Source organism: Burkholderia sp. AU15512, from assembly GCF_002223325.1.
Classification (GTDB): domain Bacteria; phylum Pseudomonadota; class Gammaproteobacteria; order Burkholderiales; family Burkholderiaceae; genus Burkholderia.
This window is the reverse complement of the sequence record NZ_NKEX01000004.1, coordinates 728135-752568: the sequence shown is the minus strand read 5'-3', so window position 1 is coordinate 752568 and position 24434 is coordinate 728135. Positions and strand designations below refer to the sequence as shown.

The window sequence follows — 24434 nt, the reverse complement described above, 5'->3', positions numbered from 1 at the left end:
CGCTTTCGAGCGGGCTTTTTCTTTTGTCTGATGATAACGGGCGGCGCCGCGCCCGTCGAAGGGCCGATCAGAGCTGCGGCGCGAGCGCGCGGCGCGCGTCGTCGAGCGACAGCGCCATGCGCTGCGCGTAGTCCTCGAGCTGATCCTGGCCGATTTTGCCGACCGAGAAATACGTGCTGTCCGGATGGGCGAGATAGAAGCCCGACACGCTCGCGGCCGGCAGCATCGCCAGCGAGTCGGTCACGCTCATGCCGATCTCGTCCGCGCGCAGCACGTCGAACATGTCGCGCTTCACGAGGTGGTCGGGGCAGGCCGGGTAGCCGGGTGCCGGGCGGATGCCCGCGTACTTTTCCGCGATCAGCGCATCGTTGTCGAGCGTCTCGCCGCTCGCGTAGCCCCACAGCTCGCGCCGCACGCGCGCGTGCATCGCTTCCGCGAAGGCTTCCGCGAAGCGGTCGGCGAGCGCCTTCAGCATGATCGCGCTGTAGTCGTCGTGGTCGGCTTCGAACTGCTTTTCCTTCGCGTCGACGCCGAGGCCGGCCGTCACCGCGAACATCCCGATGTAGTCGGCGACGCCCGATTCCTTCGGCGCGATGAAGTCGGCGAGCGAGCGGTTCGGCCGCATCACGCCGTCGACCACCGGGCGCACGCTCTGCTGGCGCAGGTTGCGCCAGGTGAGCAGCACATCCGAGCGAGACTCGTCGCTGTAGATCTCGATGTCGTCGTCGTTGACGGTGTTCGCCGGCAGCAGCGAGATCACGCCGCTCGCGGTCAGCCAGCGGCCCTGGATCAGGCGCGCGAGCATCGATTTCGCGTCGGAGAACACGCGCCGCGCCGATTCGCCGACGATCTCGTCGTTCAGGATCGCCGGGTACGGGCCCGCGAGATCCCAGGTCTGGAAGAATGGGCCCCAGTCGATGTACTGCGCGAGCTCGTTCAGGTCGTAGTTCTTGAACACGCGGCGGCCGATGAACTTCGGCTTCACCGGCTGGTAGCCCGCCCAGTCGACCTTGGTCTTGTTCGCGCGCGCTTCGGCGAGCGTGACCATCGGCTGCGCCTTGCGGTTCGCGTGCTGGTCGCGGATGCGTTCGTAGTCGGACTTCAGCTCGTCGAGGTACTTCGTCGCGCCTTCGTCGGACAGCAGGCTGGAGGCGACCGACACCGAGCGCGACGCGTCCGGCACGTACACCACCGGGCCTTCGTAGTGCGGCGCGATCTTCACGGCCGTGTGCACGCGCGAGGTCGTCGCGCCGCCGATCAGCAGCGGGATCTTCTTCACGCGGAAGTAGTCGTCGCGCTGCATTTCGGACGCGACATAGGCCATTTCCTCGAGGCTCGGCGTGATGAGGCCCGACAGCCCGATGATGTCCGCGCCCTCGACCTTCGCCTTCGCGAGGATCTCGTTGCACGGGACCATCACGCCCATGTTGACGACTTCGAAGTTGTTGCACTGGAGCACGACCGACACGATGTTCTTGCCGATGTCGTGCACGTCGCCCTTCACGGTCGCGATGACGATCTTGCCCTTCGCGCGCACGTCGCCGCCCGCTTCCGCGAGCAGGCGCTTTTCTTCCTCGATGAACGGGATCAGGTGCGCAACCGCCTGCTTCATCACGCGCGCCGACTTCACGACCTGCGGCAGGAACATCTTGCCCTGGCCGAACAGGTCGCCGACGATGTTCATCCCGTCCATCAGCGGCCCTTCGATCACGTTGATCGGGCGGCCGCCGGCCGCGGCGATCTTCGCGCGCACTTCTTCGGTATCCTCGACGATGAAGTTCGTGATGCCGTGCACCAGCGCATGCGAGAGCCGCTTCTCGACCGGCTGGTTGCGCCACTCGAGGTTCTCTTCCTTTTTCGCGCCGCCCGCCTTGAACTTGTCGGCGATCTCGAGCAGGCGGTCGGTCGAATCGTCGCGGCGGTTCAGGATCACGTCCTCGACGCGCTCGCGCAGCTCCGGGTCGAGGTCGGCGTACACGCCGAGCTGGCCCGCGTTGACGATGCCCATGTCCATCCCCGCCTGGATCGCGTGGTACAGGAACACGGTGTGGATCGCCTCGCGCACCGGGTCGTTGCCGCGGAACGAGAACGACACGTTCGACACGCCGCCGCTCACCTTTGCGTACGGCAGGTTCTGCTTGATCCAGCGGGTCGCCTCGATGAAGTCGACCGCGTAGTTGTTGTGTTCCTCGATACCGGTCGCGACCGCGAAGATGTTCGGGTCGAAGATGATGTCTTCCGGCGGGAAGCCGACTTCGTTCACGAGGAAGTCGTACGAGCGCTTGCAGATCTCGGTCTTGCGCGCGAACGTATCGGCCTGGCCGGTTTCGTCGAACGCCATCACGACGGCCGCCGCGCCGTAGCGGCGGATCAGGTGCGCGTGGTGGCGGAACGCGTCCTCGCCTTCCTTCAGCGAGATCGAGTTCACGATCGCCTTGCCCTGCACGCACTTCAGGCCCGCCTCGATCACTTCCCACTTCGACGAGTCGATCATGATCGGCACGCGCGCGATGTCCGGCTCCGACGCGATCAGGTTCAGGAAGCGCACCATCGCCGCCTTCGAATCGAGCATCGCCTCGTCCATGTTGATGTCGATCACCTGCGCGCCGTTCTCGACCTGCTGGCGCGCGACCGCGAGCGCCTCGTCGAACTGGCCGTTGAGGATCATGCGTGCGAACGCCTTCGAGCCGGTGACGTTGGTGCGTTCACCGACGTTGATGAAGAGCGTCCCGGGCGTGACGTTGAACGGCTCGAGGCCGGCGAGGCGCATCATGTGATCGGTCATGGCGGTGCGAATTCTGGTGATGAAGGACGGGGGACGGTCGGGTCAGGCGTTGTCGCTGTACTGGTTCGGCCAGCGGCGCGGCTTCACGTCGGCGAGCGCCTTCGCGATCTCGGCGATGTGTTCGGGCGTCGTGCCGCAGCAGCCGCCCGCGAGGTTCACGAGCCCGGCTTGCGCGAATTCCTTCAGGAGGCCCGACGTGACGTCCGGCGTTTCGTCGAAGCCCGTCTCGGCCATCGGGTTCGGCAGGCCCGCGTTCGGATAGCACGACACGTACGTGTCGCACAGCTTCGCGAGCTCGGCGATGTACGGGCGCATCAGCGCCGCGCCGAGCGCGCAGTTCAGGCCGAACGTGAGCGGCTTCGCATGACGCAGCGAATTCCAGAACGCCTCGACCGTCTGGCCCGACAGGATCCGGCCCGACGCATCGGTGACGGTGCCCGAGATCATGATCGGCAGGCGCTCGCCGGTGTCCTCGAACAGCTCGTCGAGTGCGAACAGCGCGGCCTTCGCGTTCAGCGTGTCGAAGATCGTCTCGACGAGGAACAGGTCGACGCCGCCGTCGAGCAGCGCCTTCGCCTGCTGGTAGTACGACGCGCGCAGTTCGTCGAACGTGACGTTGCGTGCGCCCGGATCGTTGACGTCCGGCGAGATGCTGGCCGTCTTCGGCGTCGGCCCGATCGCGCCCGCGACGAAGCGCGGTTTGTCGGGCGTCGCGTATTGCTCGGCCGCTTCGCGCGCGAGCTTCGCCGAGGCGATGTTCATCTCGACGACGAGATCTTCCATCTCGTAGTCGGCCTGCGCGACGGTCGTCGCGCCGAACGTGTTGGTCTCGACGATGTCGGCGCCGGCCGCGAAGTACTGGTCGTGGATCTCGCGGATGATCTGCGGCTGCGTGATCGACAGCAGCTCGTTGTTGCCCTTGATGTCGCGCGGGAAATCCTTGAAGCGCTCGCCGCGATACGCGGCTTCGTCGAGCTTGTAGCGCTGGATCATCGTGCCCATCGCGCCGTCGAGGATCAGGATGCGCGATTTGAGCAGCGCAGGCAGAGCGGCGCCGCGCGTGTAGGACGCGTCGAGCGGGACGGAAGCGGCGAGAGGAGTCGCAGACATGGGCGAAAGACCGGCGAAGACGGGAAAGCCGTCATTGTAGCCGGTGCGCATGGGCGCCGCCCGGCCTCGCGCCGCGCCGGCCGGGCCGCCAAATGAAAACCCCCGCCGGCGAACCGGGCGGGGGCAGGATCGGAGTGCTCGCGGCGCCGCATCGATGCGCGGCGAATGGCCCGGCCGCACGAGGCGCCGGGCCGCGGGCCGTCAGTGCAGTACGACGGGCATCATCATCAGGCTGTCGAATTGTCCGAGGAATTCGTCGACTTCATCGAGCGACGGTTCATCCTCGATCAACTGCTTCACGTGCGCGCGGAATCGTTCGGCAAGTTCGCCGTCGATGAAGATTTCGCGCTGCGCGTTCTTGTCGACGATTTCATATCCGCCGGCATTCATCAGGTGGTGGCCGGCCTGCGGCGCGAATTCGACGACGCAGTAGTTGGGGCTGTTGTAGATCATTTGCATGGCGGCACTCCTCTTCGCAGTGGCATCTGGCCTTGTTGTCCCCTAGGTGGGGCGAGCCTTGCCGGTTTCAAGGGGCTTGCGCTGCACACCCCGTTCCCGTCTGCATGGGGTGTATCGGTTAGAAGCCGATGTCTATGAAACGTTTCCCATTGTCTGCCGGTGGACTGAAATAGTTGTTAAAGAGTGTCATCGGCCATTTCACGGAAATCTGTAATCGGTCGAAATTGCCGAATCGCGTGCATGTGCGCGCGAGTTCACTGTGTGACAGGCGATGTGACAGGCGAGGGCGCGGGCGGTGCAGCCGGTTGTGCCGGCGGTTGCACGGCGGCCGGCGGTGCGGGTTGTGCTGGTTCCGCGGCGGGAGCGGTTGATGCGTCTGGCGTCGGCGTACCGGCGGGCGCATGCGGTGCGCCGCCTGCGGGTGCGTCGTCGGACGGTACGCCCGGCGCCGCGAGCCGGCCATGCCACAACAGCTCGATCTGCGCGCCGTTCGGTTCGGTCTGCACGAGCCGCGCCGGTAGCCAGCCGAGCGACGGCGCGAGCCACATGTCGATGCGGCGCGTGTCGCCGTCGCGTCGCGGCAGGCGCATGAAGTGCCGCGCGCCGATGATGCCGGCCTGCGTCTGCACCTGCTCGTCGCCGATCACGGTGATCGGCCAGGTTTCGCCGCTGTTGTTGTCGATCACGAAGAACTGCTGCGTGACGCCCGGCTTGTACGCGGACGGATTGCCGCGCACGAGCCCCGACAGTTGCATCAGCATGCTGAAGCGGTCCTGCACGCCGTCGGGCAGCGGCGCGTTGTTCGGCGTGCGCGTGAACACGACCTGCCGGATCTCGCGGTTGAAGATCGCGATGTCTTCCGGCCGCTTGCCGCGCTTCTCGACGTAGCGCTCGGGCGCGACGCCGAACGCGTCGATGCGGCCTTCGCTGCGGTAGGTGAACGGGCCGACGAACGGCACGGGCATCGACACCGACAGGTCGTAGGTGTGCCCGTCGGTGCGCCAGTGGATCGTGCCGATCATGTTCTGCATGCCGTTGTAGAACGTGTCGTACTGCAGGTCGCCGGACGGCGGCGCGTTGAACTTCACGCCGTTCGTCGCGGGGCCCGGAGTCGCGGTGCTGGCGGCGCCGGCAGCCGACGCGGCATGCGCGCCCGATGCGGCAGGCACACCACTCGCTGCTGCTGCGGCGGCCGGCGGCTCGCCGTGCTCGGCCGTTTGCGTCGACGTGAGGACCGGCTCAGGCGCGGGTTTCGGTGCGGCGGCCTTCGGGGCCGCCGGCGCGGGCGCGGCCGGCTGCTCGACCGGCTGCGGCGCAGGCGGCGCAGGCTGGCGCTCGATCGGTTGCGGTTTCAGCAGCTCGATCTGCACGGGGACTTCGGCGGCTGGCGGCGGCGTGAACGAATCGCGGTTGCGCATCAGCCAGAACGCGGCGAGCGCATGCAGCACCAGCACGATCACGAGCGCAATGCCCACGCGCAGCCAGTGGCGGGGCAACGCGTGACTCGGGCGGGTGTCGGCAGGCTGCATGGGCATCGGGACAGGATCGGGGCGTTCGCGTGAGCTCGGGCGCGCAGCGCGCGCCACAGGAATCGGACTGTCGAATGCGCCGCACGTTCGCGCTGCGTGACGGGCAGGTGCCGGGGGCGGTTACCGGATGCGTCAGGCGTCGCGCGCGTCGGCACTATAGCCGAGTTCGTAAGACAGTTTCTGCGCGCAGGCGCGCAGCGCGGTGTCGATCTCGCCGCCCCATGCAATGTCGAACGAGCCTTCCTGGCCGAGCGCGACGATCGCGAGCGCGAGTTCGCCGACCGCATCGAACACGGGCATGCAGAACGCGTGGATCGTCGGCAGCAGCATCCCCTCGACGCGCGCGGCCTCGTGCCGGCGCACGTCGGCGAGCACCGCGTCGACCTCGTCGAGCGTGCGCGGGCCGCCGTGGTGCGGCGAGCGGCGCGTATCGGCGAGTTCGCGCTCGAGCATCGCGGCGGTCTTGCTGCGCGGCAGGTACGCGGCGAACAACAGCCCCGTCGCGGAGCCGAGCAGCGGCATCACGTCGCCGAGCTTCAGCGACGCCTTCGCCGGGTGGCTCGATTCCATCCAGTGCACGATCGTCGGCCCCTGGTTGCCCCACACGGCGATGCCGACCGTCTGGTCGAGCCGGTCGCGGAATTCGGTCAGCGCGATCCGCGCGAGCTTCACGCCGTCGACGCGCGCGAGCCGCGCGAGCCCCATCTGCAGCGCGAAGCCGCCGAGTTCGTAGCGGCCGGAGACGGGATCCTGCGACACCACGCCGAGCCGCGAGAAGCTGACCAGGTAGCGGTGCGCCTTCGCGGGACTCATGCCCGCGCGCTGCGCGAGGTCGCGCAGCATCATCGCGCGCGGCTCGCTCGTCAGCACGTCGAGCAGGCGGAAGCCGACCTCGATCGACTGGATGCCGGAACGGACCTTCTCGCCGTGCTCGCCGGAAGCGGCGTCGTCGGTGTCGGAGTCGGCGAGATCGTCGTCGGGAAGCGGGCTGGCAGGCATGGGTGGCAGGTGCGCGAAAACGCGGCAGGAGTCGGACTGGAAAACCGGGCCGAAGAATCGGGGCGAAAACGGCACGCACGATCGCAGCGCGCCGCAGGGATTCACCATCGTAAAATAGATTCCCTCCATCGTCACTACAACGCCAGAGTCCCCTTATGAAACTTGCTTCGCTGAAGGACGGCACGCGCGACGGCCAGCTGATCGTCGTGTCGCGCGACCTGCACACCGCGGCGATCGCCGACGCGATCGCGCCGACGCTGCAGCGCGTCCTCGACGACTGGGCGTTCTACGCGCCGCAGCTGCGCGACCTGTACGACGCACTGAACCACGGCCGCGCGCGCAATGCGTTCGCGTTCGATCCGGCCAACTGCATGGCGCCGCTGCCGCGCGCGTTCCAGTGGGCCGACGGCTCCGCGTACGTGAACCACGTCGAGCTCGTGCGCCGCGCGCGCGGCGCGGAGATGCCGCCCGAATTCTGGACCGATCCGCTGATGTACCAGGGCGGCAGCGACGATTTCCTTGGCGCTCGCGACGACGTCGTGTGCCCGTCCGAGGAATGGGGCATCGATTTCGAGGCGGAAGTCGCGGTGATCACCGGCGACGTGCGGATGAGCGCGACGCCCGACGAAGCGCTGAAGGCCGTGCGGCTCGTCACGCTGGTGAACGACGTGTCGCTGCGCAACCTGATCCCGGCCGAGCTCGCGAAGGGCTTCGGCTTCGTCCAGAGCAAGCCGGCCACCGCGTTCGCGCCGGTCGCCGTGACGCCCGACGAGCTCGGCGACGAATGGCGCGAAGGCCGCGTGCACCGGCCGATGATCGTCCACTGGAACGGCAAGAAGGTCGGCCAGCCCGATGCCGGCACCGACATGGTGTTCCACTTCGGCCAGCTGATCGCGCACGCGGCGAAGACGCGCAACCTGCGCGCCGGCTCGATCGTCGGCTCGGGCACGGTGTCGAACAAGGACGCGAAGCGCGGCTACTGCTGCATCGCCGAGAAGCGCTGCCTCGAGACGATCGAGCACGGCGCGCCGCAGACGGAATTCATGCGCTACGGCGACACCGTGCGCATCGAGATGTTCGACACGGCCGGCAAGTCGATCTTCGGCGCGATCGAGCAGTCGGTCGCACCGCCCGACGGCGCGGCGTAAGTCGCGCGGCGCACGCAGCGCTGCGCTTTCGCGAAACCCGGGCCCGGCCCGCGCGCCGGGTTTCGCCTGATGTTTGCCCGCGCGGGCTTGGCTACACTCGATTCAGGGGCGCGAAAGCCTCGAGCAAGGAGCAGCGCATGGCCGATCTCGCCGCGTACGGCGGTTACGAAGCACTGAAGGTGACGCGCCGCGACCATGGCGTGCTCGACATCGTGATGAGCGGCGAGGGCGCGAACCGCAGCGGCCTCGCGACCGCGAACGCACGCATGCATCGCGAGCTCGCCGACATCTGGCGCGATATCGACCGCGATCCCGACACGCGCGTCGCGGTGATCCGCGGCGAAGGCAAGGGCTTCTCCGCGGGCGGTGACCTCGCGCTCGTCGAGGACATGGCGAACGACTTCGACGTGCGCGCCCGCGTGTGGCGCGAGGCGCGCGACCTCGTCTACAACGTGATCAACTGCAGCAAGCCGATCGTGTCGGCGATGCATGGCCCGGCCGTCGGCGCGGGGCTCGTCGCCGGGCTGCTCGCCGATATCTCGATCGCCGCGAAGGATGCGCGCATCATCGACGGCCACACGCGGCTCGGCGTCGCGGCCGGCGACCACGCGGCGATCGTGTGGCCGCTGCTGTGCGGGATGGCGAAGGCGAAGTACTACCTGATGCTGTGCGAGCCGGTGAGCGGCGAGGAGGCCGAGCGGATCGGGCTGGTGTCGCTCGCGGTCGAGCCGGCCGACCTGCTGCCGAAGGCCTACGAAGTGGCCGAGCGGCTCGCGCACGGTTCGCAGTCGGCGATCCGCTGGACCAAGTACGCATTGAACAACTGGCTGCGCACGGCCGGGCCGACCTTCGATACGTCGCTGGCGCTCGAATTCATGGGTTTTTCGGGGCCCGACGTGCAGGAAGGCATTCGCTCGCTGCGCGAGCGGCGGCCGCCCGAGTTTCCCGGCGACGCGCCGTTCTGACACGCGCCGGCGCTATGATCGATCCAGGCGCGGCTCGCGCGACGCATGGCGGCCGCCTCGCTCTCACCCAGTCAACCAGGATGCCCGTATGACGACCGATGCCTCCGGCTCCAACCCTTTCGCCGGCTTTGCCGGCTTCAAGCCCGCCGACATGATGGACCGGATGTGGGACATGATGCGGATGTCGCCGTTCGGCGGGATGACGTCGTTCCCGGGCGCCACGCAAGGGCTGCCGCCGTCGCTGTCGAGCATGTCCGACATGATGGCGCCGCTCACGAGCGTCGAGGAGCTCGACAAGCGGATCACCGATCTGCGCGCGGTCGAGCAGTGGCTGAAGCTCAACCTCGGGATGCTGCAGTCCGCGATCCAGGCGCTCGAGGTGCAGCGCGCGACGCTCGCGACGCTGCGTGCGTTCGGCGCGTTCGCGCAGAGTTCGATGTCGGCCGCCGAGGAAGCGGCCGTCGCGGCCGCGCATGCGGCGAAACACGCGTCGGGGGCGTCGAACGATGCGCCGCCGGCACCGGATGCCGACGCGTCGGCGGCAGCGTCGGGCGACGCCGCGCAGCAGGCGTTCGACCCGTCGGGCTGGTGGAACCTGCTGCAGTCGCAGTTCAACCAGCTCGCGAGCCTCGCGATGGCGCAGCCGGGCATGCAGCCCGCCGCGTCGGGCGATGCGCCGCCGGACGCGCCCGCTGCGCCGGAGCCGGCCGCGAAGCCGGCACCGGCCGCCGCCGCGCCGCGCAAGCCTGCCGCGAAGCGCGCGAAATCAGCCGGTGCGGCCGGTTCGGCCGCGGCGCGCGCGGCCGCCGCATCGTCGCCCGAAACCCGTCCGCCGAAGCGCTCGACGTGACGCGGCGCAGGTAGCAGGTCGATCATGCGGCTCGCGCTCGTGCTGATGGGAGGCGGCGCACGTGCCGCCTATCAGGTCGGCGTGCTGAAGGCGCTGGCCGAGATCGCGCGCGAGGCCGATCCGCTGCGGCACACGCTGCCGTTCGCGGTCGTGTGCGGCTCGTCGGCCGGCGCGATCAACGCGACGTCGATCGCGAGCCACGCGGACGACTTTTCCCACGGCGTGCGGCGCCTGCTCGAATTCTGGGAGCCGCTACGCGCCGACTACGTGTATCGCACCGACTGGCTCGGCATCGCGGGCGCCGGTGCACGCTGGCTGGCGACGATGACCTTCGGCTGGGCGGCCCGCCGTTCGCCGCGCGGGTTGCTCGACAACGCGCCGCTCGCGCACCTGCTGCAGCGCGAGCTGAGTTTTCACCGGATCGAGCAGATGCTCGAGGCGCGCCTGCTGCATGCGCTCGCGGTGACGGCGCTCAGCTATTCGAGCGGGCGGCACCTCACGTTCTACCAGGCCGCCCAGCCGATCCAGGCGTGGCGGCGCGCGCAGCGCACCGCGCGGCTGGTCGACCTGTCGGCGTCGCACCTGCTCGCGTCGTCGGCGATTCCGTTCGTATTCCCGGCCGTGCCGCTCGTGCTCGACGGGCAGATCGAATACTTCGGCGACGGCTCGATCCGGCAGATCGCGCCGCTGTCGCCGGCGATCCACTTCGGCGCGGACCGGATCGTCGTCATCGGCGCGGCCGACCCGCGGCCCGAGATTCCGGCCGCGAACGGCCACGGGCTGGTGCGCGGCTACCCGACGCCCGCACAGATCGGCCAGCAGGTGCTCGCGAGCGTGTTCCTCGATTCGATCGGCTCGGACATCGAGCGCATCGAGCACATCAACCGGATGATCGAGCACCTGCCGCACCAGGTCGAGATGGACAGCGGCTGGCGGCACGTCGACGTGCTCGCGATCGCGCCGTCCGAGCGCATCGAGCTGATCGCCGCGAAGCACCTGAAGCAGATGCCGGCGACGATGCGCGGGCTGCTCGGCGCGATCGGCGGCAGCCAGCCGGCCGGCGCGTCGTTTGCGAGCTACCTGCTGTTCGAGGAGGCGTTCACGCGCGAACTGATCGAGCTCGGCTACCGCGACGGGCGTGCGCAGCGCGACACGCTGGCCGGCTGGATCGCGCGAGCGGACGGCGGCAGCGCGCCGGCCGCCCGCATGCCGCCGGAAGATGGCCTCGCGACCGGAGAAATACGGGTCTGATGCTTGCAGAGCAATGTAAGGTTGCGTTTTCGCGACGTTCGGCCGCGACCGATCGCCGCACCGATGGGCGGCGCACGACCGGGCAGGCGTCTCGGAACCGTCATGCACGCGTGATATCATGGCCGCCGCCGTATACACCATATCGAGCAGCCCGCCGATCCGGCATCCGCACGGGACCTTTCGGGGAACCGCCTGGGGCAGGGGACGGGCGCGCAACGAGCCGGCCAGCGCCGGCCCCCCACTCAGGCAGGCGTGCAGCCGGTTCCGTTCGCGGAGCGTGGCTGCGGCATGCCGCAACGGCGGCGGCGCGGCCGCCCGGCTGCCGGACGAGGAATCACCGTCCGGCTGGCCGGTTTCCCGCGTAAAATTAGAGTCTTGGCTGCAAAAGGCGCGCTCGGGCGTGCTTGCGCGGCAACAGTCACGTTTAGAGAAGTCGCATTGCGCAGAACAGGGGTGGGACCATCATGAACACGATGCTTTATCCGGAACTTTACCGATCGCTCGAAGCCGTCCGCTGGGACATGGAGAAGGACATTCCGTGGGACAAGTTTGACGCGTCGCTGCTCACCGACGAGCAGGCGAAGACGATCAAGATGAACGCGATCACCGAATGGTCGGCGCTGCCCGCGACGGAAATGTTCCTGCGCGACAACCAGCACGACAGCGACTTTTCCGCGTTCATGAGCGTGTGGTTCTTCGAAGAGCAGAAGCATTCGCTCGTGCTGATGGAATACCTGCGCCGCTTCAAGCCGGAAATGGTGCCGACCGAAGAGGAACTGCACGCGGTGCGCTTCCAGTTCGACCCGGCGCCGCCGCTCGAGACGCTGATGCTGCACTTCTGCGGCGAGATCCGCCTGAACCACTGGTACCGTTGCGCGGCCGACTGGCACACCGAGCCGGTCATCAAGCAGATCTACGAAACGATCTCGCGCGATGAAGCGCGCCACGGCGGCGCGTACCTGCGCTACATGAAGAAAGCGCTGAACAACTGCGGCGACGTCGCGCGTGCGGCATTCGCGAAGATCGGCGTGCTGATGGCGTCGGCGCGTCGCACCGAAAAGCCGTTGCACCCGACCAACCTGCACGTGAACCAGGCGCTGTTCCCGCGCGACACCGTGCAGTCGCGCCTGCCCGATCCGGAATGGCTCGAGCGCTGGCTCGACGAGCAGATCCGGTTCGACGGCGAGTGGGAAAAGAAGGTCGTCGAGCGGATCCTGCACAACCTGTCGATCCTGTTCGAGCGCACGTTCGCGACCGCGCAGGAGCTGAACCGCTACCGCAAGGAGGTCACCGGCCGCCTGCAGGCCGAAAGCGGCCCGTCGTCGGCCGCCCAGCCGGCCTGAGGCCGGTTGGCGCCGCAGCCGGCGTGAATCGCGCCGGCCGCGTTGCGCGATGTCGTACCCGTTGCATGAAGCCCGCCCGGTCAGTCCGGCGGGCTTTTTATCTGGCGCCGCCGCCGCGCGCGCCGTTGCCCACTTCGTCCGACCTCCATCATGTCCGCCACCTTCGAACGCAAGCTGATCACTCGTGATGCCCTCGTCGCCCTGCGCGCGTCGCTGCCGTCGCCCGTCGTGTTCACCAACGGCGTGTTCGACATCCTGCATCGCGGCCACGTCACCTATCTCGCCGACGCGAAGGCGCTCGGCGCATGCCTGATCGTCGGCGTGAACAGCGACGCATCGGTACGCATGCTCGGCAAGGGCGACGACCGGCCGATCAATCGCCAGGAAGACCGCGCGGCACTGCTCGCGGCGCTAGAAAGCGTCGACTGGGTCGTGACGTTCGAGGAAAAGACGCCGGTGTCGCTGATCGAGGCGGTCCGGCCGGACATCCTCGTGAAGGGCGGCGACTACGACATGGATGCGTTGCCGGAATCGGCGCTGGTGCGTGGCTGGGGTGGCCGGGCGCTGGCGATTCCGTTCGAGCACGATCGCTCGACCACCGCGTTGCTGAAGAAGGTGCGCGCGCAGCAGTCGTGAGCGCGGCCCGGCGCCGTCAGGGCGCGGACGCGGCGAGCGGCTCGGCCGTGACGGACGGCGGCGCGATCGGGCCGCCGATGACGGGCTGGTCGGTGGCCCGTGCGAGCGGCGTCACGCGCAGCGCATCGGGCCGCACCTGTCGCGCCAGCACGCCGGGTTCGCGCGGGCCGGCCGCCGGCAGCGGCCCGAACACGCCGCGCGCCACCACGAACGCGAGCATGTTGGCGAGAAAGAGAACAGCGATCAGCCAGCGCAGCATCGTCGACACTCCTCGTCGTCATTGACGTGGTTCACGTCATTCAATCGGGCCGGCCGCATCGCCGGCGATTTCATTCCTTCCCATTCCTGCCGTTGACCGTGCGCGCGGGCGGCCAGCACGGCGCCGCCGGTGCTTCACCGTCATCGTGACGCAGGCCCGCACGGGCTCGCGTTGCCGTGCGCCGGCGCGATGCCGGCGCTTTTCCGTCACGCCTGCGTCGGCGTGGTGGTTGCTGCTTCCGCGGCGATCAGCGCCAGCCCGGACAGGATCAGGGCATCGTGCCGCGTATGCGGGAGCGTCAGCGCACGCGCGACGTCGTCCGCCGCGCCGCCGGCCAGCACGAGCCGCACGGGTGCCTGCCAGGCATCCGCGAGATCGCGCCACGCGCGTTCGATCAGCCCGGCCTGCGCATACAGGCAGCCGGCCGACAGCGAGCGCGGCGTATCGACCTGGAACGGTTCGGCTGGTGCGCCGGCGAGCAGGCCGCTCGCGATGTCGGTGGTCAGCGTCGGCAACTGCGCGGTGTGCGTGCCGAGCGCGCGCATCATCAGCGCCCAGCCCGGTGCGATCAGCCCGCCCGTGAAGCGGCCGTCCGCGCGCAGCGCCTCGAGCGTCGTCGCGGTGCCGAACGTCGCGATCAGCAGGTGCTCGCCCGGAAACGCCGCGTGCGCGCCGATCAGGCCGGCCCAGCGGTCGCTGCCGAGCTGGTCGGGCGTCGTATAGCCGTTCGTCACGCCGCATTGCGTCTGCCGCGCGCGTATCGTCGTGCGCGGCAGGGCCGGCCAGCGTGCGTCGAGCAGCGCGTCGAGCCGCGCGGCCACGTCGGCGCCCGCGACGTTCGAGATCCACGCGCCGCGCGGACGCGGCAGGGCCGACCAGTCGGGATCGGCGCCGCCGTCGCGGGTGTGGCCGAACGCGCCCGTCTCGACGAGCGTGCGCTGCGCATCGGCGAGCGCCCACTTGATCCGGCTGTTGCCGGCGTCGATCAGCAGGTGCGGCTCGTTCATTGCGCTTCGCGCAGCGACACGTCGCCGGCGGCGATCGCCTGCACGCCGTCCGGCGTATCGAGCAGCAGCTGGCCGGTCGCGTCGATGCCCGTCGCGATGCCGCGCACGCGTTCGACGCCCTGTTCGAGCAGCACGACTTCGCGCCCCGCGTACGCGTGCAGCGCGTGCCAGCGCGGCAGGAACGGCGCGAGCCCTTCGGCGCCGAACTGCGCGAGCGCGGGCGTGAGTGCGTTCAGCGAAGCGGCGAGCGTATCGGTGAGGTTGGCCGATGCGCACGCGATCGACAGCGCGGCGGGCGGCAGCCCGCTCGCGAGCGTCGCTTCGCGCGCGCGCAGCGCGTCGACCTGCGCGGCGACGGCCTCCGCGCCGCGCACGTTGATGCCAAAGCCGATCACGACGGCGGTGGCGTCGGCGCTGGTCCACGCGGTTTCGATCAGGATCCCGGCGAGCTTGCCGACGATGCGCGGCGTGCCGTCGTCGGTAGCGGTCAGCAGCAGGTCGTTCGGCCATTTGAGCGCGACGCGTGTATGGGCGTCGAGCGGCAGCGCGGCCAGCCCTTCGGCGAGCGCGACGCCGATCGCGATGCTGAGGCCGCCGAGTGCTTCGACGGGGCGCGGCACGATGCAGCCGACCGAGCACAGCAGCGCATTGCCGGGCTGCGCGAACCACGGGCGGCCCTGCCGGCCGCGGCCGGCCGTCTGCTCGAACGCGACGCGCACGAGCGGCGCGGGCAGCGCGTTCGCGTTGCGCGGCAGCGCCTTGAGCCGGGTGGCGACGTCGGCGTTGGTCGAGCCGGTGGCGGCGACGATGTCGAGCGGCCACGCACGCGGCGCGGCGTCCAGGTGCGCCTCGAGCCGGTTGCGCGCGATGTGCGCGTCGCCGGAATCGGGCGTGTCGGAGGAGGTGGGGGCGTTCATGGCGCCTATTGTAGCGACAGGGGGCGGTGGCGCGCGTCGGGCGGGGTAATAGTCATTTCCCCGGGACAGGGGCCAATTGGTATCCGACGCTTCGCGCGTATGTGCTCGTGCCGAATCGAAGGAAGTTACGTTCAGGTAGTCATGGGCATGCGAGCCGGAAGAAATGCCGCACCGACATTCCGGTCGATCAATTGACGAAACATCGCCGACCGATATCGATCGGTCAGAAGTTCGAATTCGTATGATGGATTTCCCGGTGCCGATCGTGCATTTTGGTGGGATGAGATTGCGCTGATAGCGACGAGAGGGAATCCGGATGAATGGTGGCGAGAAATGGTTAAGCGAGTCTTCGTTGACCGTTGGCGGAGGGGCGGGGCCCGGTACTTTCGCGGATGAGCGTTGCTCGGGCGCGATGAGCCGAGGTGACGCCGCATGATCCGCTATTTCCTCGCCAAGGGCGATCGGGGCGGCAGCGCGACGATCACCGAGGGATTGGAATGCGTCACGTGTTCCAATCCGCCGCCGCGTGTGCAGATCGCCACGCTCTACATGAAAACTTACTGTACGGCTTGCGAGCAGGTGGGGTTTGTCGCGCCGAAAGGCCCGCGCTTGCCCGGCAGGGCGCCGAATGGTCAGGGATGGGCGTTGAGTGGGGATATCAATGCATGCGGGTGCAGTCCGCCGCCTGTGTTCTATGCCGAGCGGGGCATGAGGATGCGGGTCGGTGACGGGGCGACTGAGCCGAAAGAACTGGGAGACGATCATTCTCACTCGCCGGTCTCTGGGGTGGAATGCGACGAGCAGTATGTATTGAAAAACGAGAAGACGGGGCAGCCCTTGGTATGTGTGCCTTATCGAATACATACCAGTTCCGGCCAGGTCTTCAGCGGTATGACTGATCGTGCCGGGCACACACAGCGCGTAGCGACTCGTCATTCGGAGAAACTGCGAATTGAAATAGTGGAGCATGGCCATGCCGCACGATGACTACGAATACGTGACCGTGCATGACTCGGCCATAACGAATACGACGCGTGGTTCGAAGGTTGAGCTTTTACTGGCAGTCGACGGGCCGCCCATCTGTAAAAACATGACCGATGCGGAATTTCGGAAGAAAGTCCTGACATTGCGCGACGATGCCGTAAAAATAATCACGCAGAGAGTCGACGAACTCGATGTCTGGAGAGAGCCTGCGCGGGCGAGAGTCAGAGAGTGGTTCGGGGTCGCCGACGAGCCCACTCGCGATGCGCTGACGAACGGATTGGTGGCGTTGATCACAGTCATGAACGGATTGACGGCAAGGAATTTCGTTCGCTCCGATCCCGACCTTGATCGGGCTCTCGGCTGTACGCCAAATACCAAAAATCTAGACGGCGAAGTTGCGCACGTTTGCGGCCCCGATACCGCCACGCACACGATATCGATTTCCCCGAAGTTCTGTGAGCTTCCGGATACGAGTGCGGGTACGTTTTCCTCGATGCAACTGACCATTGTTCACGAGTGTGTGCATTTTCGGGATACATTCGGAGCGATTGACTACAAGAACACCTATGGACAATTTCTCAGCAGGCGGCTCGCCAAAGAGGTCCCGACAATGGCGATCAGGAATGCGGACAATATTGCGTGGTATATCTTGTGCATCGATTAGCCTTGTGGGGCTTTGTGCTTCAAGCGTCCTGTTTGCTTGCAGCTTTTCCTTGCAATACGCAAGTAAGCTCGACCTCGGCGTCGTGGCCATTTCGAATGCTGACCGGATTGCGCTCGCCAGCTTGTTGGTGACCGTTCGGAACAGTGCGGCCAACAATGGTCCCGTCGTGATCTACGGATATGCCGACGAGCGTGAGCGCGACGCAATTTCGATCGCCCGTACTCGGGCCAATGCTGTCCGAGCGTATCTGCTCGATCTCGGCGTAGCAAAAGATCGGATTCACATGGACTCTAAAATCTGGCGAAGCAACTCCGTTGTTCCGTCGAGTAAACGCAATCAGATAGAGATAGAGTTTATTCCAGCGTGTTCATCGGAAGGTTGCGAGAATCCGTGCGGTACGGTCCTGCCGGAGCAGAAGTAACGACGCACGGTATTCGCATGCGAGATATCCCCGGTGTGGCGTTGCGTTGCGTTGCGTCGCGCCAGCGCCTCACCTCCTCAGCGCCGCATCTCCATCCGCTCCAGCGCCTTGATGTCCTCCTCCGACGTCATCTCGCAGGCCAGCAGCGTCTTGCCCTTCAGCGCGGGGCCCTGGCGGGCCGACACGAGGATCAGCGCGCCGCCCGGGCCACGGACCGTCAGCCGGCGCGAATAGCCGACGGACGACGCGCCCAGCAGGTGGCCCTTCTCGAGGGCGAGCTGGTAGCGCTTCGCGAGCTGGTCGGCGACTTCGCCGTCGACGAGCACGCCGATCCCGGTACTGACGAACACGACCTGCTGCGTCGTGAAGCCGTCGCGGTGGATCGGCTCCGGCAGGCGATAGACCGCGGCGCCCAGCATCGATTCGTCCGGCTTCGGATCGGCCGCCTTGGCGATGTTGTAGATCGAGTCCATCAGGTCCGACGTGAACGGCGGCTTGCAAAGCGCGGCGTTGAAGATGTCGGGCTGGGCGGGCGGCGCGGCGCGTGCGGTGAGCGGTGCGCCGGCAATGACGAGGGCGACGGCGCCGACGGCAGCGGCACCAAGCCTGGAAAGGCGATGGGACATGGATGCAGTTCTCTCAGGTTTTATTGTGAGGCTGCATGTTAATGCATTGCCGCGTGTCGAACGGTCGACGTGGCGCAGCCGGAGGGCGGCAATGCAACCGGCGCGCGAGCCCGGACGCGCCGCGATCGATTCCGTTGCCGGGTGATCGATGCGCGGTGCGTCGGGGCATGCGCGTCATGCAGCCGGTGGGATGCCGGTGCGTGCGGACGAACCGTTACGGCGCGACGACCGGGTGCTTCAGCGCATGCGCGGTCTCGATCCACTGCGCGTGGAACGCGTCCGCGTCGGGCTTGAGCCCGAGTTCGCCGTTGCGATAGGCCATCGCGAGCGTCTGCACGGCTTCCGGCAGTTCGTGCTCGGCGGCGCGGCGATATAGCGCCAGCGCGCGCGCCTCGTCGCGCGGCACGCCGCTGCCTTCGCGGTACGCGTTCGCGAGCATGAAGTCCGCGGCCGGGATGTCCGCGCGCGACGCGACGTCGAACCAGTGCGCGGCCTGCACGGGATCGGCGGCGACGCCGTAGCCGCTGCGATAGATCAGCCCGAGGTAATACGCGGCGGCCGGGTCGCCCTGCGCGGCCGCTTCGCCGAGCAGCGTGCGGGCGCGTGCGTAGTCCTTCGGCATGTCGCTGCTGCCGAGCAGCAACGCCTTGCCGAGCGCGAGCTGCGCACGCCGGGCGGCCGGCGCGTCGGCCTTGCTGTCTGCCGCCGCGGCCGTTTCCAGCCAGCCGCGCCCCTCGTCGCGCAAGCCCGGTTCGCGCGCGTCGACGAGCGCGATCCCGAGCGCCGCCTGCGCGTCGCCCGAGCCGCGGCGCGCCAGCGTGCGCAACTGCGCGAGCGCATGCGGCTCGGTGGCCTGCGTGACCATCGCCTGCCACTCGTCGAGCTGCGCGGCGCTCGGCGCGGGGCCGGCGCCGCGCAGGCCGGCTGCCGCGACGACGGCCGCGACGGTCACGGCCGCCGCCGCGAGCAGCGCGGCCGGCGGGAGTTTCGCGCGCAGCAGGCGCCGCGCGGCGGCGGCGAGGCCGGTTTCGGCCGGCCGCATCGTCCGGATCGGTTGCATCGCGGGTCTCATTGCGTGAGGTCGATTTCGTAAGTGGCGAGGTTCTTGCCCGAGCCGTCGTCGGCCGCGACCTGCGTGATGCCGGTCAGGCCGGCCGCCGCCGCGTCGCCGAGGCGGTTCGGCGCGGACGCGAACTGCACGTGCGCGACCGAGCTCGCGAGCTTCGTGAAGCGCCAGCTGCGCTGCGCGCCGTCGGCTGCGCGCGTGATGGCGCCGCGCTTCTTGACGAACGCGATCAGCACGTCGCGGTTCGCGTCGGGCGACGCGAAGATCGTCTTGCTGCCGTCGAGGCCCGGGAAGTTGCCGCCGCCGCTCGCGCGGTAGTTGTTGGTCGCGACGATGAACTGCGCGTTCGGGTCGATCGCCGCACCCTTGTAGGTCAGGTTCTTGATCCGGCTGCCGACCGGCTGCGTGACGTCGATCTCATACGCGAGATCGGCCGACGTGAACATGTCGAAGTTGTAGCCGGGGAACGTGCTGACGAGCGGTTGCACGGTCGCCTTGGTCGGGTCGATCCGGTTGAAGCGCTTCGCGGCCGTTTCGAGCCAGTTCTTCACGTCGGCGCCGCTCACCTTCACCGCGTACACGGTGTTCGGGTACAGATAGAGGTCGGCCGCGTTGTTGATCGCGAGCGCGCCCGGCGCGACGTCGGTGTAGTCGGTGCCGCCGCCGAAGCCGCTCTTGAACGGCGCGCTGACCGACAGCACCGGCAGCGACGCGTATTGCGGCAGGTTCGCCTGCACGTAGGTCTTCACGTAGTCGGCCTGCGCCTCGTTGACGATCTGGATCGCGCCCGGATCGCCGACATCGGCGAAGTACGAGTTCATCCGGTAGTCGGTCGAGCCGATCGGCGTCTTCACGTAGTCGATCGTCGCCTGGTGCTCGGCGGCGATCGCGGCGGACACGGACGGATCGGCCGCGACGTAGCTCTTGTCGGCGTTCTGGATCGGCCGCGCCTCGACGGTGGTCTGCGACTTGTCGACGCTCCACGTCTTGCCGTCGAACTTCAGGCCGAGCTTGATCACGCCGAGGTGCTTGCCCCAGTAGTTGGCCATCACGGTCGGCACGCCGTTGACGGTGCCCTTGACCTTGTCGACGCCCGGCAGGTTGAACTGCGACACGGTGCTGTTCGCGTCCGGGAACACCTGGTGCGAGTGGCCGATCAGCATCGCGTCGATGCCGGTCACCTTCGACAGCCACCAGCTGCCGTTCTCCATCGTCGGCGAATACGCGGAATTGTCGAGGCCGCCGTGCGAGATCGCGACGACGAGATCGGCGCCCTTCGCGCGCATCTCCGGAATGTACTTCTCGGCGGCTTCCTTCAGGCCGGTCGTGTAGACCTTGCCGTCGAGCCAGCGCTTGTCCCAGTTCATGATCGCGGGCGGCGTGAAGCCGATGATGCCGATCTTCACGGGCGCGCTGACCGTCTTGCCGTCCGGCGTCGTCGCGGTCACGGTGCGGGTCAGGATCGTGTACGGCGTGAACAGCGGCGCGTTGGTCTTCGCGCTGATCACGTTCGCGAGCACCTGCGGGAAGTTCGGGCCCGCGCACTTCTTCTGCTGAGCCGGCGCCGGCAGGCCGTCGACCTCGAACGTGTTGCCGGTCACCTGCGACAGGTACGGCAGCCCGTAGTTGAATTCGTGGTTGCCGATCCCGCCGCCGTCGAATTTCGCGGCGTTCATCACCTTGTAGATCGCGAGCGTCTGGTCGCAGCCGACCGGTTTCACGAGCGCCTGGTAGTCCGACAGCGCGGTGCCCTGGATCGTGTCGCCGTTGTCGAGCAGCAGCGTGTTCGGATACTGCGCGCGCGCTTGCGCGATCAGCGTCGACACGCGCTCGAAGCCGAGCGAATTGTCGGCGGCGAGCTTGAAATAGTCATACGACAGCACGTTGGTGTGCAGGTCGGTCGTCTCGAGCAACGCGAGCGTGGCCGTCGTGCCGACGGGCGCCTGGGCCGCCGGCGGCGTCGCGGGCGGCGAGGTGACGTCGTCGCCGCCGCAGGCGGCGAGGATGAAGGCGAGGCTGGCGAGCGCGGCGATGGCCGGCATGCGGCGGCGGGAAAGCAGGGGGAGACGCATCGGTTGTCCTGTTCGGTGTTCTGTTTTATGAAAGGCGAGAGTCGCAACGATTGGCGGCGCGGGGCGCCGACGGCCTGATGTGCGGCGCGTGAGAGTATCGAAAGGAATCGTGACGGAACAATGAAAGGTTGCGACGTCGGCAGCGGGCCGTGGCCGGCGACGGCTTCGGGCCGGTTCCGACCGGCCCCCCGGCTCGGCGCCCCGGCGCCCCCGCCGCGCGCGCCGAGCTCGCCGCCCGCAGCTACGCTGCCCCCACGCTTGCCGCCCGGGCTGCGCGCCCCGACGGAAATCCTCACGTCGCGTCGTCGGGCGGTTCGCTACAATGGCCGCTGTCACCTTTTTGCAAACAATCCGCCCTTGGACTTCGAGACTCCTCCCGGCCTGTCGGTCGACGCCGGCGGCCAGGGCCAGACGGTGCGCCTGACCGGCCAGTGGACCGCGCTCGCGCTGGCACGCAATCGCGGCGCGGTGGCGCGCCGTATCGCGAGCATCGCGTCCGGGCGCGTGAGCGAATGGGATCTGTCCGGCATCGAGCGGCTCGACCATGTCGGCGGCCAGGCGCTGTGGCGCGTGTGGGGCCGCAAGCTGCCGGCCGGCGTCGCGCTGAGCGCCACGCAGCGCACGATCTTCGAGCGCATCGAGCGGCTCGACAGCGCGCGCGAGGCGCCCGAGCGCGTGGTGCGCTTCGGCCCGATCACGCGCTTCGGCTTCATGCTGTTCGCGTTCGGCGAACACCTGAAGGGCGGTATCGCGATGTTCGGCCTCGTGATCCTCGATGCATTGTCGGTGCTGCGTCGCCCGAAGACGATGCCGTGGAAGGAGACCTCGGCGAACATCTACAGCGCCGGCGCGCAGGCGCTGCCGATCACCGCGCTCGTCGCGTTCCTGATCGGCATCGTGCTCAGCTACCTGTCCGCGCAGCAACTGCAGATGTTCGGCGCGAACCGCTACATCGTGAACATCCTCGGGCTGTCGGTGATCCGCGAGCTCGGCCCGGTGCTGTCGGCGATTCTCGTCGCCGGCCGCTCGGGCTCGGCAATCACCGCGCAGATCGGCGTGATGCGCGTGACCGAGGAGCTCGACGCGATGCGCGTGATGGGCATCCCGCACGGGCTGCGGCTGATCCTGCCGCGCGTGCTCGCGCTCGGCGTCGCGATGCCGCTGCTCGTGATGTGGACCAACATCATCGCGCTGACGGGCGGCGCGCTCGCCGCGAAGCTCGTGCTCGGCATCGACGTCAACTATTTCGTGCGCTCGCTGCCGGGCGTCGTGCCGATCGCGAACCTGTACATCGGGGTCGGCAAGGGCGTCGTGTTCGGCATGCTGATCGCGCTGGTCGCCTGCCATTTCGGCTTCCGGATCAAGGCGAATTCGCAGAGCCTCGGCGAAGGCACGACCACGTCGGTCGTGACGTCGATCACGGTCGTGATCCTCGCCGACGCGGTGTTCGCGATCCTGTTCCAGAACGTGGGGCTCGGATGAACGCATCGAACGAAACGACCGCGCACGCCGCGGCCATCGGCGCCGGGTCGGTCGGCAACGGGCCGGCCGCGGCGGCCGACGGCGGCGACCTCGTGATCGAGGTGCGCAATCTGACCAAGCGCTACGGGCGTAACATCATCCACCAGAAGCTCGACTTCGACGTGCGGCGCGGCGAGATCGTGTCGATCGTCGGCGGCTCGGGCTCCGGCAAGACCACGCTCGTGCGGCAGATCCTCGGCCTCGAGCGGCCGACGTCGGGCACGATCAAGGTATTCGGCGAAGATACCGCGACGATCGACGACGCGAGCGCGCGGATGATGCGCACGCGCTCCGGGATGCTCTTCCAGCAGGGCGCGCTGTTCTCGTCGATGACGGTGTTCGACAACGTCGCGCAGCCGCTGCGCGAGCTCGGCCGCGTGCCGCCGGACCTGCTGCACGACATCGTGATGCTGAAGCTCGAGATGGTCGGGCTGCCGTGCAAGCACGCGTCGAAGATGCCGGCCGCGCTGTCGGGCGGGATGGTCAAGCGGGTGGGCATCGCGCGCGCGATCGCGCTCGAGCCCGAGCTGCTGTTCCTCGACGAGCCGACGGCCGGCCTCGATCCGCAGGCGTCGGACGAATTCGTCGAGCTGATCGCGACGCTGCACCGCACGCTCGGGCTGACCGTCGTGATGGTGACGCACGATCTCGACACGATGGTCGCGCTGTCGACGCGCGTCGCGGTGCTGGCCGACCGCAAGGTGCTGGTCGCCGCGCCGGTCGAGGAGGCCGCGAACGTCGACCATCCGTTCATCCACGAATATTTCCTGGGGCTGCGCGGGCGCCGCGCATTGCAGGCGCTGCCGCCCGAGCGGCGCGCGAAGCTGCCGAAGGCGGCCCTCGAACCGGCGCTGTCGAGCGTCGAGCTGTAGGCACGAAGGAATCAGCGAATGGAAAACAAATCACATGCGTTCTGGGCCGGCCTGTTCACGATCGCGCTGACGCTCGCGATCGCGGGCACCGTGTTCTGGTTCAACGTCGATCGCACCGTGCGTGTGCCGTACGACCTGCTCGCGCGCACCAACGTGACGGGGCTGTTCCCGGACGCGGCCGTGCGTTTTCGCGGCCTCGACGTCGGCAAGGTGCAGTCGATCGGCTTCGACCGCACGCATCCGGGCCAGATCCGGATCCGGATCCTCGTCGATCACGACGCGCCGATCACGCAGTCGACCTACGGCAGCCTCGGCTTCCAGGGCGTGACGGGCATCGCGTTCGTGCAGCTCGAGGACACGGGCCGCGACCTGGCGCCGCTGCCGTCGTCGCCGAAGGCGATCGCGCAGATCCCGATGCGGCCGAGCCTGTTCGACCAGATCCAGGAGCGCGGCGACGTGCTGCTGCGGCAGCTCGAACTGGCCGCGAAGAGCGCGAATGCGCTGATGTCGCCCGAGATGCGCGAGCAGTTGCGCGCGACCGCCGAAAGCCTGCAGCACGCGGCCGATGGCGCCGCCACGCTGACGAAGCAGCTCGGCCCGGCGGTGACCGCGCTGCCGGAAACGATGCACGAGGTGAACCGCGCGATGGCGTCGGCGAACACGCTGCTGCAGCCGAACGGGCCGCTCGTGTCGAACCTGAACAAGGCCGGCACGGCCGCCGAGCAGATCAGCGTCGCGCTCAACGGTCTCAACACGCGCGTGCAGTACGACACCCTGCCGCGTTTCAACGCGCTCGCCGGCAGCGTCGGCGACGCATCGCGGCAATTGAAGGACGTGGCCGGTGAACTTGGCCGCAATCCGCGCAGTCTGTTGTTCGGTTCGCCCGGCGCGGCGCCGGGGCCCGGCGAGCCGGGCTTCGTCTGGCCGGGTGCGACGGCCGGGCAGTGACA

Annotated in this window: 23 protein-coding genes; 12 read left to right on the top strand and 11 right to left on the bottom strand. The window is 68.1% G+C overall.

The annotated features are described in order from the left end of the window. Positions 1–67 precede the first annotated feature (67 nt). The 5 genes from metH to CFB43_RS16100 form a co-directional block, all read right to left on the bottom strand. Entirely contained in the window at positions 68–2785 is a 2718-nt protein-coding gene (gene metH / locus CFB43_RS16125; RefSeq protein ID WP_179254842.1) for a methionine synthase, read from the bottom strand. 42 nt (positions 2786–2827) lie between these two features. Beyond that, entirely contained in the window at positions 2828–3895 is a 1068-nt protein-coding gene (locus tag CFB43_RS16120; protein ID WP_089495898.1) for a homocysteine S-methyltransferase family protein, read from the bottom strand. 201 nt (positions 3896–4096) lie between these two features. Next, positions 4097–4354, bottom strand: a complete 258-nt coding sequence (locus CFB43_RS16115) for a BTH_I0359 family protein (RefSeq protein WP_006477667.1) — start codon at positions 4352–4354, stop codon at positions 4097–4099. 254 nt (positions 4355–4608) lie between these two features. Continuing rightward, complete coding sequence (locus CFB43_RS16105) at positions 4609–5889, bottom strand: DUF3108 domain-containing protein (RefSeq protein ID WP_089495728.1); 1281 nt, start codon at positions 5887–5889, stop codon at positions 4609–4611. Between the two features lie 126 nt (positions 5890–6015). Next, entirely contained in the window at positions 6016–6882 is an 867-nt protein-coding gene (locus CFB43_RS16100) for an IclR family transcriptional regulator (protein WP_179254841.1), read from the bottom strand. A gap of 155 nt (positions 6883–7037) precedes the next feature. Here CFB43_RS16100 and CFB43_RS16095 point away from each other — a divergent pair, with 155 nt between their 5' ends. From CFB43_RS16095 to rfaE2, 6 genes are all read left to right on the top strand, one after another. Further along, positions 7038–8030: a fumarylacetoacetate hydrolase family protein gene (locus CFB43_RS16095; RefSeq protein WP_089495726.1), complete on the top strand. Its 993-nt coding sequence runs from the start codon at positions 7038–7040 to the stop codon at positions 8028–8030. A 137-nt stretch (positions 8031–8167) separates the two neighbouring features. Next, positions 8168–8995, top strand: a complete 828-nt coding sequence (locus CFB43_RS16090) for an enoyl-CoA hydratase/isomerase family protein (RefSeq protein WP_089495725.1) — start codon at positions 8168–8170, stop codon at positions 8993–8995. An 88-nt stretch (positions 8996–9083) separates the two neighbouring features. Next, entirely contained in the window at positions 9084–9845 is a 762-nt protein-coding gene (locus CFB43_RS16085; protein ID WP_089495724.1) for a PhaM family polyhydroxyalkanoate granule multifunctional regulatory protein, read from the top strand. 24 nt (positions 9846–9869) lie between these two features. Further along, complete coding sequence (locus CFB43_RS16080) at positions 9870–11096, top strand: patatin-like phospholipase family protein (RefSeq protein ID WP_089495723.1); 1227 nt, start codon at positions 9870–9872, stop codon at positions 11094–11096. A gap of 464 nt (positions 11097–11560) precedes the next feature. Next, positions 11561–12439, top strand: coding sequence for a diiron oxygenase (locus tag CFB43_RS16075; RefSeq protein ID WP_011353352.1), 879 nt, complete (start codon positions 11561–11563; stop codon positions 12437–12439). A gap of 150 nt (positions 12440–12589) precedes the next feature. Next, positions 12590–13075: a D-glycero-beta-D-manno-heptose 1-phosphate adenylyltransferase gene (gene rfaE2, locus CFB43_RS16070; protein ID WP_089426432.1), complete on the top strand. Its 486-nt coding sequence runs from the start codon at positions 12590–12592 to the stop codon at positions 13073–13075. Between the two features lie 16 nt (positions 13076–13091). On the opposite strand, the gene CFB43_RS16065 is transcribed toward rfaE2, so the two are convergent. The 3 genes from CFB43_RS16065 to CFB43_RS16055 form a co-directional block, all read right to left on the bottom strand. Further along, positions 13092–13334 (bottom strand): hypothetical protein, encoded by a 243-nt coding sequence (locus tag CFB43_RS16065; protein WP_089426666.1) that lies wholly within the window; start codon positions 13332–13334, stop codon positions 13092–13094. Positions 13335–13540: 206 nt separating this feature from the next. Continuing rightward, positions 13541–14341, bottom strand: coding sequence for a type III pantothenate kinase (locus tag CFB43_RS16060; protein WP_089495722.1), 801 nt, complete (start codon positions 14339–14341; stop codon positions 13541–13543). Further along, on the bottom strand, positions 14338–15258 hold the full coding sequence (locus tag CFB43_RS16055; protein WP_069248972.1) for a biotin--[acetyl-CoA-carboxylase] ligase: 921 nt from the start codon (positions 15256–15258) through the stop codon (positions 14338–14340). Before CFB43_RS16055 ends, CFB43_RS16060 begins: the two co-directional genes overlap by 4 nt. A 432-nt stretch (positions 15259–15690) precedes the next feature. Between CFB43_RS16055 and CFB43_RS16050 the strand changes: the two genes are divergently transcribed. The 3 genes from CFB43_RS16050 to CFB43_RS16040 are packed head-to-tail and all read left to right on the top strand — an operon-like array spanning position 15691 to position 17327. Then, complete coding sequence (locus tag CFB43_RS16050) at positions 15691–16245, top strand: hypothetical protein (RefSeq protein WP_089495721.1); 555 nt, start codon at positions 15691–15693, stop codon at positions 16243–16245. Continuing rightward, positions 16232–16906 carry a M35 family metallo-endopeptidase gene (locus tag CFB43_RS16045; RefSeq protein WP_179254840.1) on the top strand — a complete coding sequence of 225 codons (675 nt, stop codon included), beginning with the start codon at positions 16232–16234 and terminating at the stop codon, positions 16904–16906. Before CFB43_RS16050 ends, CFB43_RS16045 begins: the two co-directional genes overlap by 14 nt. Positions 16907–16955: 49 nt before the next feature. Further along, positions 16956–17327, top strand: coding sequence for an OmpA family protein (locus CFB43_RS16040; RefSeq protein WP_179254839.1), 372 nt, complete (start codon positions 16956–16958; stop codon positions 17325–17327). A gap of 77 nt (positions 17328–17404) precedes the next feature. On the opposite strand, the gene CFB43_RS16035 is transcribed toward CFB43_RS16040, so the two are convergent. From CFB43_RS16035 to CFB43_RS16025, 3 genes are all read right to left on the bottom strand, one after another. After that, complete coding sequence (locus tag CFB43_RS16035) at positions 17405–17953, bottom strand: hypothetical protein (protein ID WP_089495718.1); 549 nt, start codon at positions 17951–17953, stop codon at positions 17405–17407. Between the two features lie 214 nt (positions 17954–18167). After that, positions 18168–19013: a tetratricopeptide repeat protein gene (locus CFB43_RS16030; RefSeq protein ID WP_089495717.1), complete on the bottom strand. Its 846-nt coding sequence runs from the start codon at positions 19011–19013 to the stop codon at positions 18168–18170. Between the two features lie 8 nt (positions 19014–19021). Next, a complete protein-coding gene (locus CFB43_RS16025) occupies positions 19022–21091 on the bottom strand; it encodes a bifunctional 2',3'-cyclic-nucleotide 2'-phosphodiesterase/3'-nucleotidase (RefSeq protein WP_089495716.1) in 2070 nt (689 codons plus the stop codon). 357 nt (positions 21092–21448) lie between these two features. Between CFB43_RS16025 and CFB43_RS16020 the strand changes: the two genes are divergently transcribed. The 3 genes from CFB43_RS16020 to CFB43_RS16010 are packed head-to-tail and all read left to right on the top strand — an operon-like array spanning position 21449 to position 24432. Further along, complete coding sequence (locus CFB43_RS16020; protein WP_089495715.1) at positions 21449–22573, top strand: MlaE family ABC transporter permease; 1125 nt, start codon at positions 21449–21451, stop codon at positions 22571–22573. Beyond that, positions 22570–23484, top strand: coding sequence for an ABC transporter ATP-binding protein (locus CFB43_RS16015; protein WP_089495714.1), 915 nt, complete (start codon positions 22570–22572; stop codon positions 23482–23484). Before CFB43_RS16020 ends, CFB43_RS16015 begins: the two co-directional genes overlap by 4 nt. A gap of 18 nt (positions 23485–23502) precedes the next feature. Beyond that, positions 23503–24432 carry an MlaD family protein gene (locus CFB43_RS16010; RefSeq protein ID WP_089426421.1) on the top strand — a complete coding sequence of 310 codons (930 nt, stop codon included), beginning with the start codon at positions 23503–23505 and terminating at the stop codon, positions 24430–24432. Positions 24433–24434 lie beyond the last annotated feature (2 nt).

Excerpts from the sequence above, each read along its gene's own strand:
- metH (WP_179254842.1), bottom strand. The coding sequence starts at position 2,785 with ATGACCGATCACATGATGCGCCTCGCCGGCCTCGAGCCGTTCAACGTC.
- CFB43_RS16120 (WP_089495898.1), bottom strand. The coding sequence starts at position 3,895 with ATGTCTGCGACTCCTCTCGCCGCTTCCGTCCCGCTCGACGCGTCCTAC.
- CFB43_RS16115 (WP_006477667.1), bottom strand. The coding sequence starts at position 4,354 with ATGCAAATGATCTACAACAGCCCCAACTACTGCGTCGTCGAATTCGCG.
- CFB43_RS16105 (WP_089495728.1), bottom strand. The coding sequence starts at position 5,889 with ATGCCCATGCAGCCTGCCGACACCCGCCCGAGTCACGCGTTGCCCCGC.
- CFB43_RS16100 (WP_179254841.1), bottom strand. The coding sequence starts at position 6,882 with ATGCCTGCCAGCCCGCTTCCCGACGACGATCTCGCCGACTCCGACACC.
- CFB43_RS16095 (WP_089495726.1), top strand. The coding sequence starts at position 7,038 with ATGAAACTTGCTTCGCTGAAGGACGGCACGCGCGACGGCCAGCTGATC.
- CFB43_RS16090 (WP_089495725.1), top strand. The coding sequence starts at position 8,168 with ATGGCCGATCTCGCCGCGTACGGCGGTTACGAAGCACTGAAGGTGACG.
- CFB43_RS16085 (WP_089495724.1), top strand. The coding sequence starts at position 9,084 with ATGACGACCGATGCCTCCGGCTCCAACCCTTTCGCCGGCTTTGCCGGC.
- CFB43_RS16080 (WP_089495723.1), top strand. The coding sequence starts at position 9,870 with ATGCGGCTCGCGCTCGTGCTGATGGGAGGCGGCGCACGTGCCGCCTAT.
- CFB43_RS16075 (WP_011353352.1), top strand. The coding sequence starts at position 11,561 with ATGAACACGATGCTTTATCCGGAACTTTACCGATCGCTCGAAGCCGTC.
- rfaE2 (WP_089426432.1), top strand. The coding sequence starts at position 12,590 with ATGTCCGCCACCTTCGAACGCAAGCTGATCACTCGTGATGCCCTCGTC.
- CFB43_RS16065 (WP_089426666.1), bottom strand. The coding sequence starts at position 13,334 with ATGCTGCGCTGGCTGATCGCTGTTCTCTTTCTCGCCAACATGCTCGCG.
- CFB43_RS16060 (WP_089495722.1), bottom strand. The coding sequence starts at position 14,341 with ATGAACGAGCCGCACCTGCTGATCGACGCCGGCAACAGCCGGATCAAG.
- CFB43_RS16055 (WP_069248972.1), bottom strand. The coding sequence starts at position 15,258 with ATGAACGCCCCCACCTCCTCCGACACGCCCGATTCCGGCGACGCGCAC.
- CFB43_RS16050 (WP_089495721.1), top strand. The coding sequence starts at position 15,691 with ATGATCCGCTATTTCCTCGCCAAGGGCGATCGGGGCGGCAGCGCGACG.
- CFB43_RS16045 (WP_179254840.1), top strand. The coding sequence starts at position 16,232 with ATGCCGCACGATGACTACGAATACGTGACCGTGCATGACTCGGCCATA.
- CFB43_RS16035 (WP_089495718.1), bottom strand. The coding sequence starts at position 17,953 with ATGTCCCATCGCCTTTCCAGGCTTGGTGCCGCTGCCGTCGGCGCCGTC.
- CFB43_RS16030 (WP_089495717.1), bottom strand. The coding sequence starts at position 19,013 with ATGCAACCGATCCGGACGATGCGGCCGGCCGAAACCGGCCTCGCCGCC.
- CFB43_RS16025 (WP_089495716.1), bottom strand. The coding sequence starts at position 21,091 with ATGCGTCTCCCCCTGCTTTCCCGCCGCCGCATGCCGGCCATCGCCGCG.
- CFB43_RS16015 (WP_089495714.1), top strand. The coding sequence starts at position 22,570 with ATGAACGCATCGAACGAAACGACCGCGCACGCCGCGGCCATCGGCGCC.
- CFB43_RS16010 (WP_089426421.1), top strand. The coding sequence starts at position 23,503 with ATGGAAAACAAATCACATGCGTTCTGGGCCGGCCTGTTCACGATCGCG.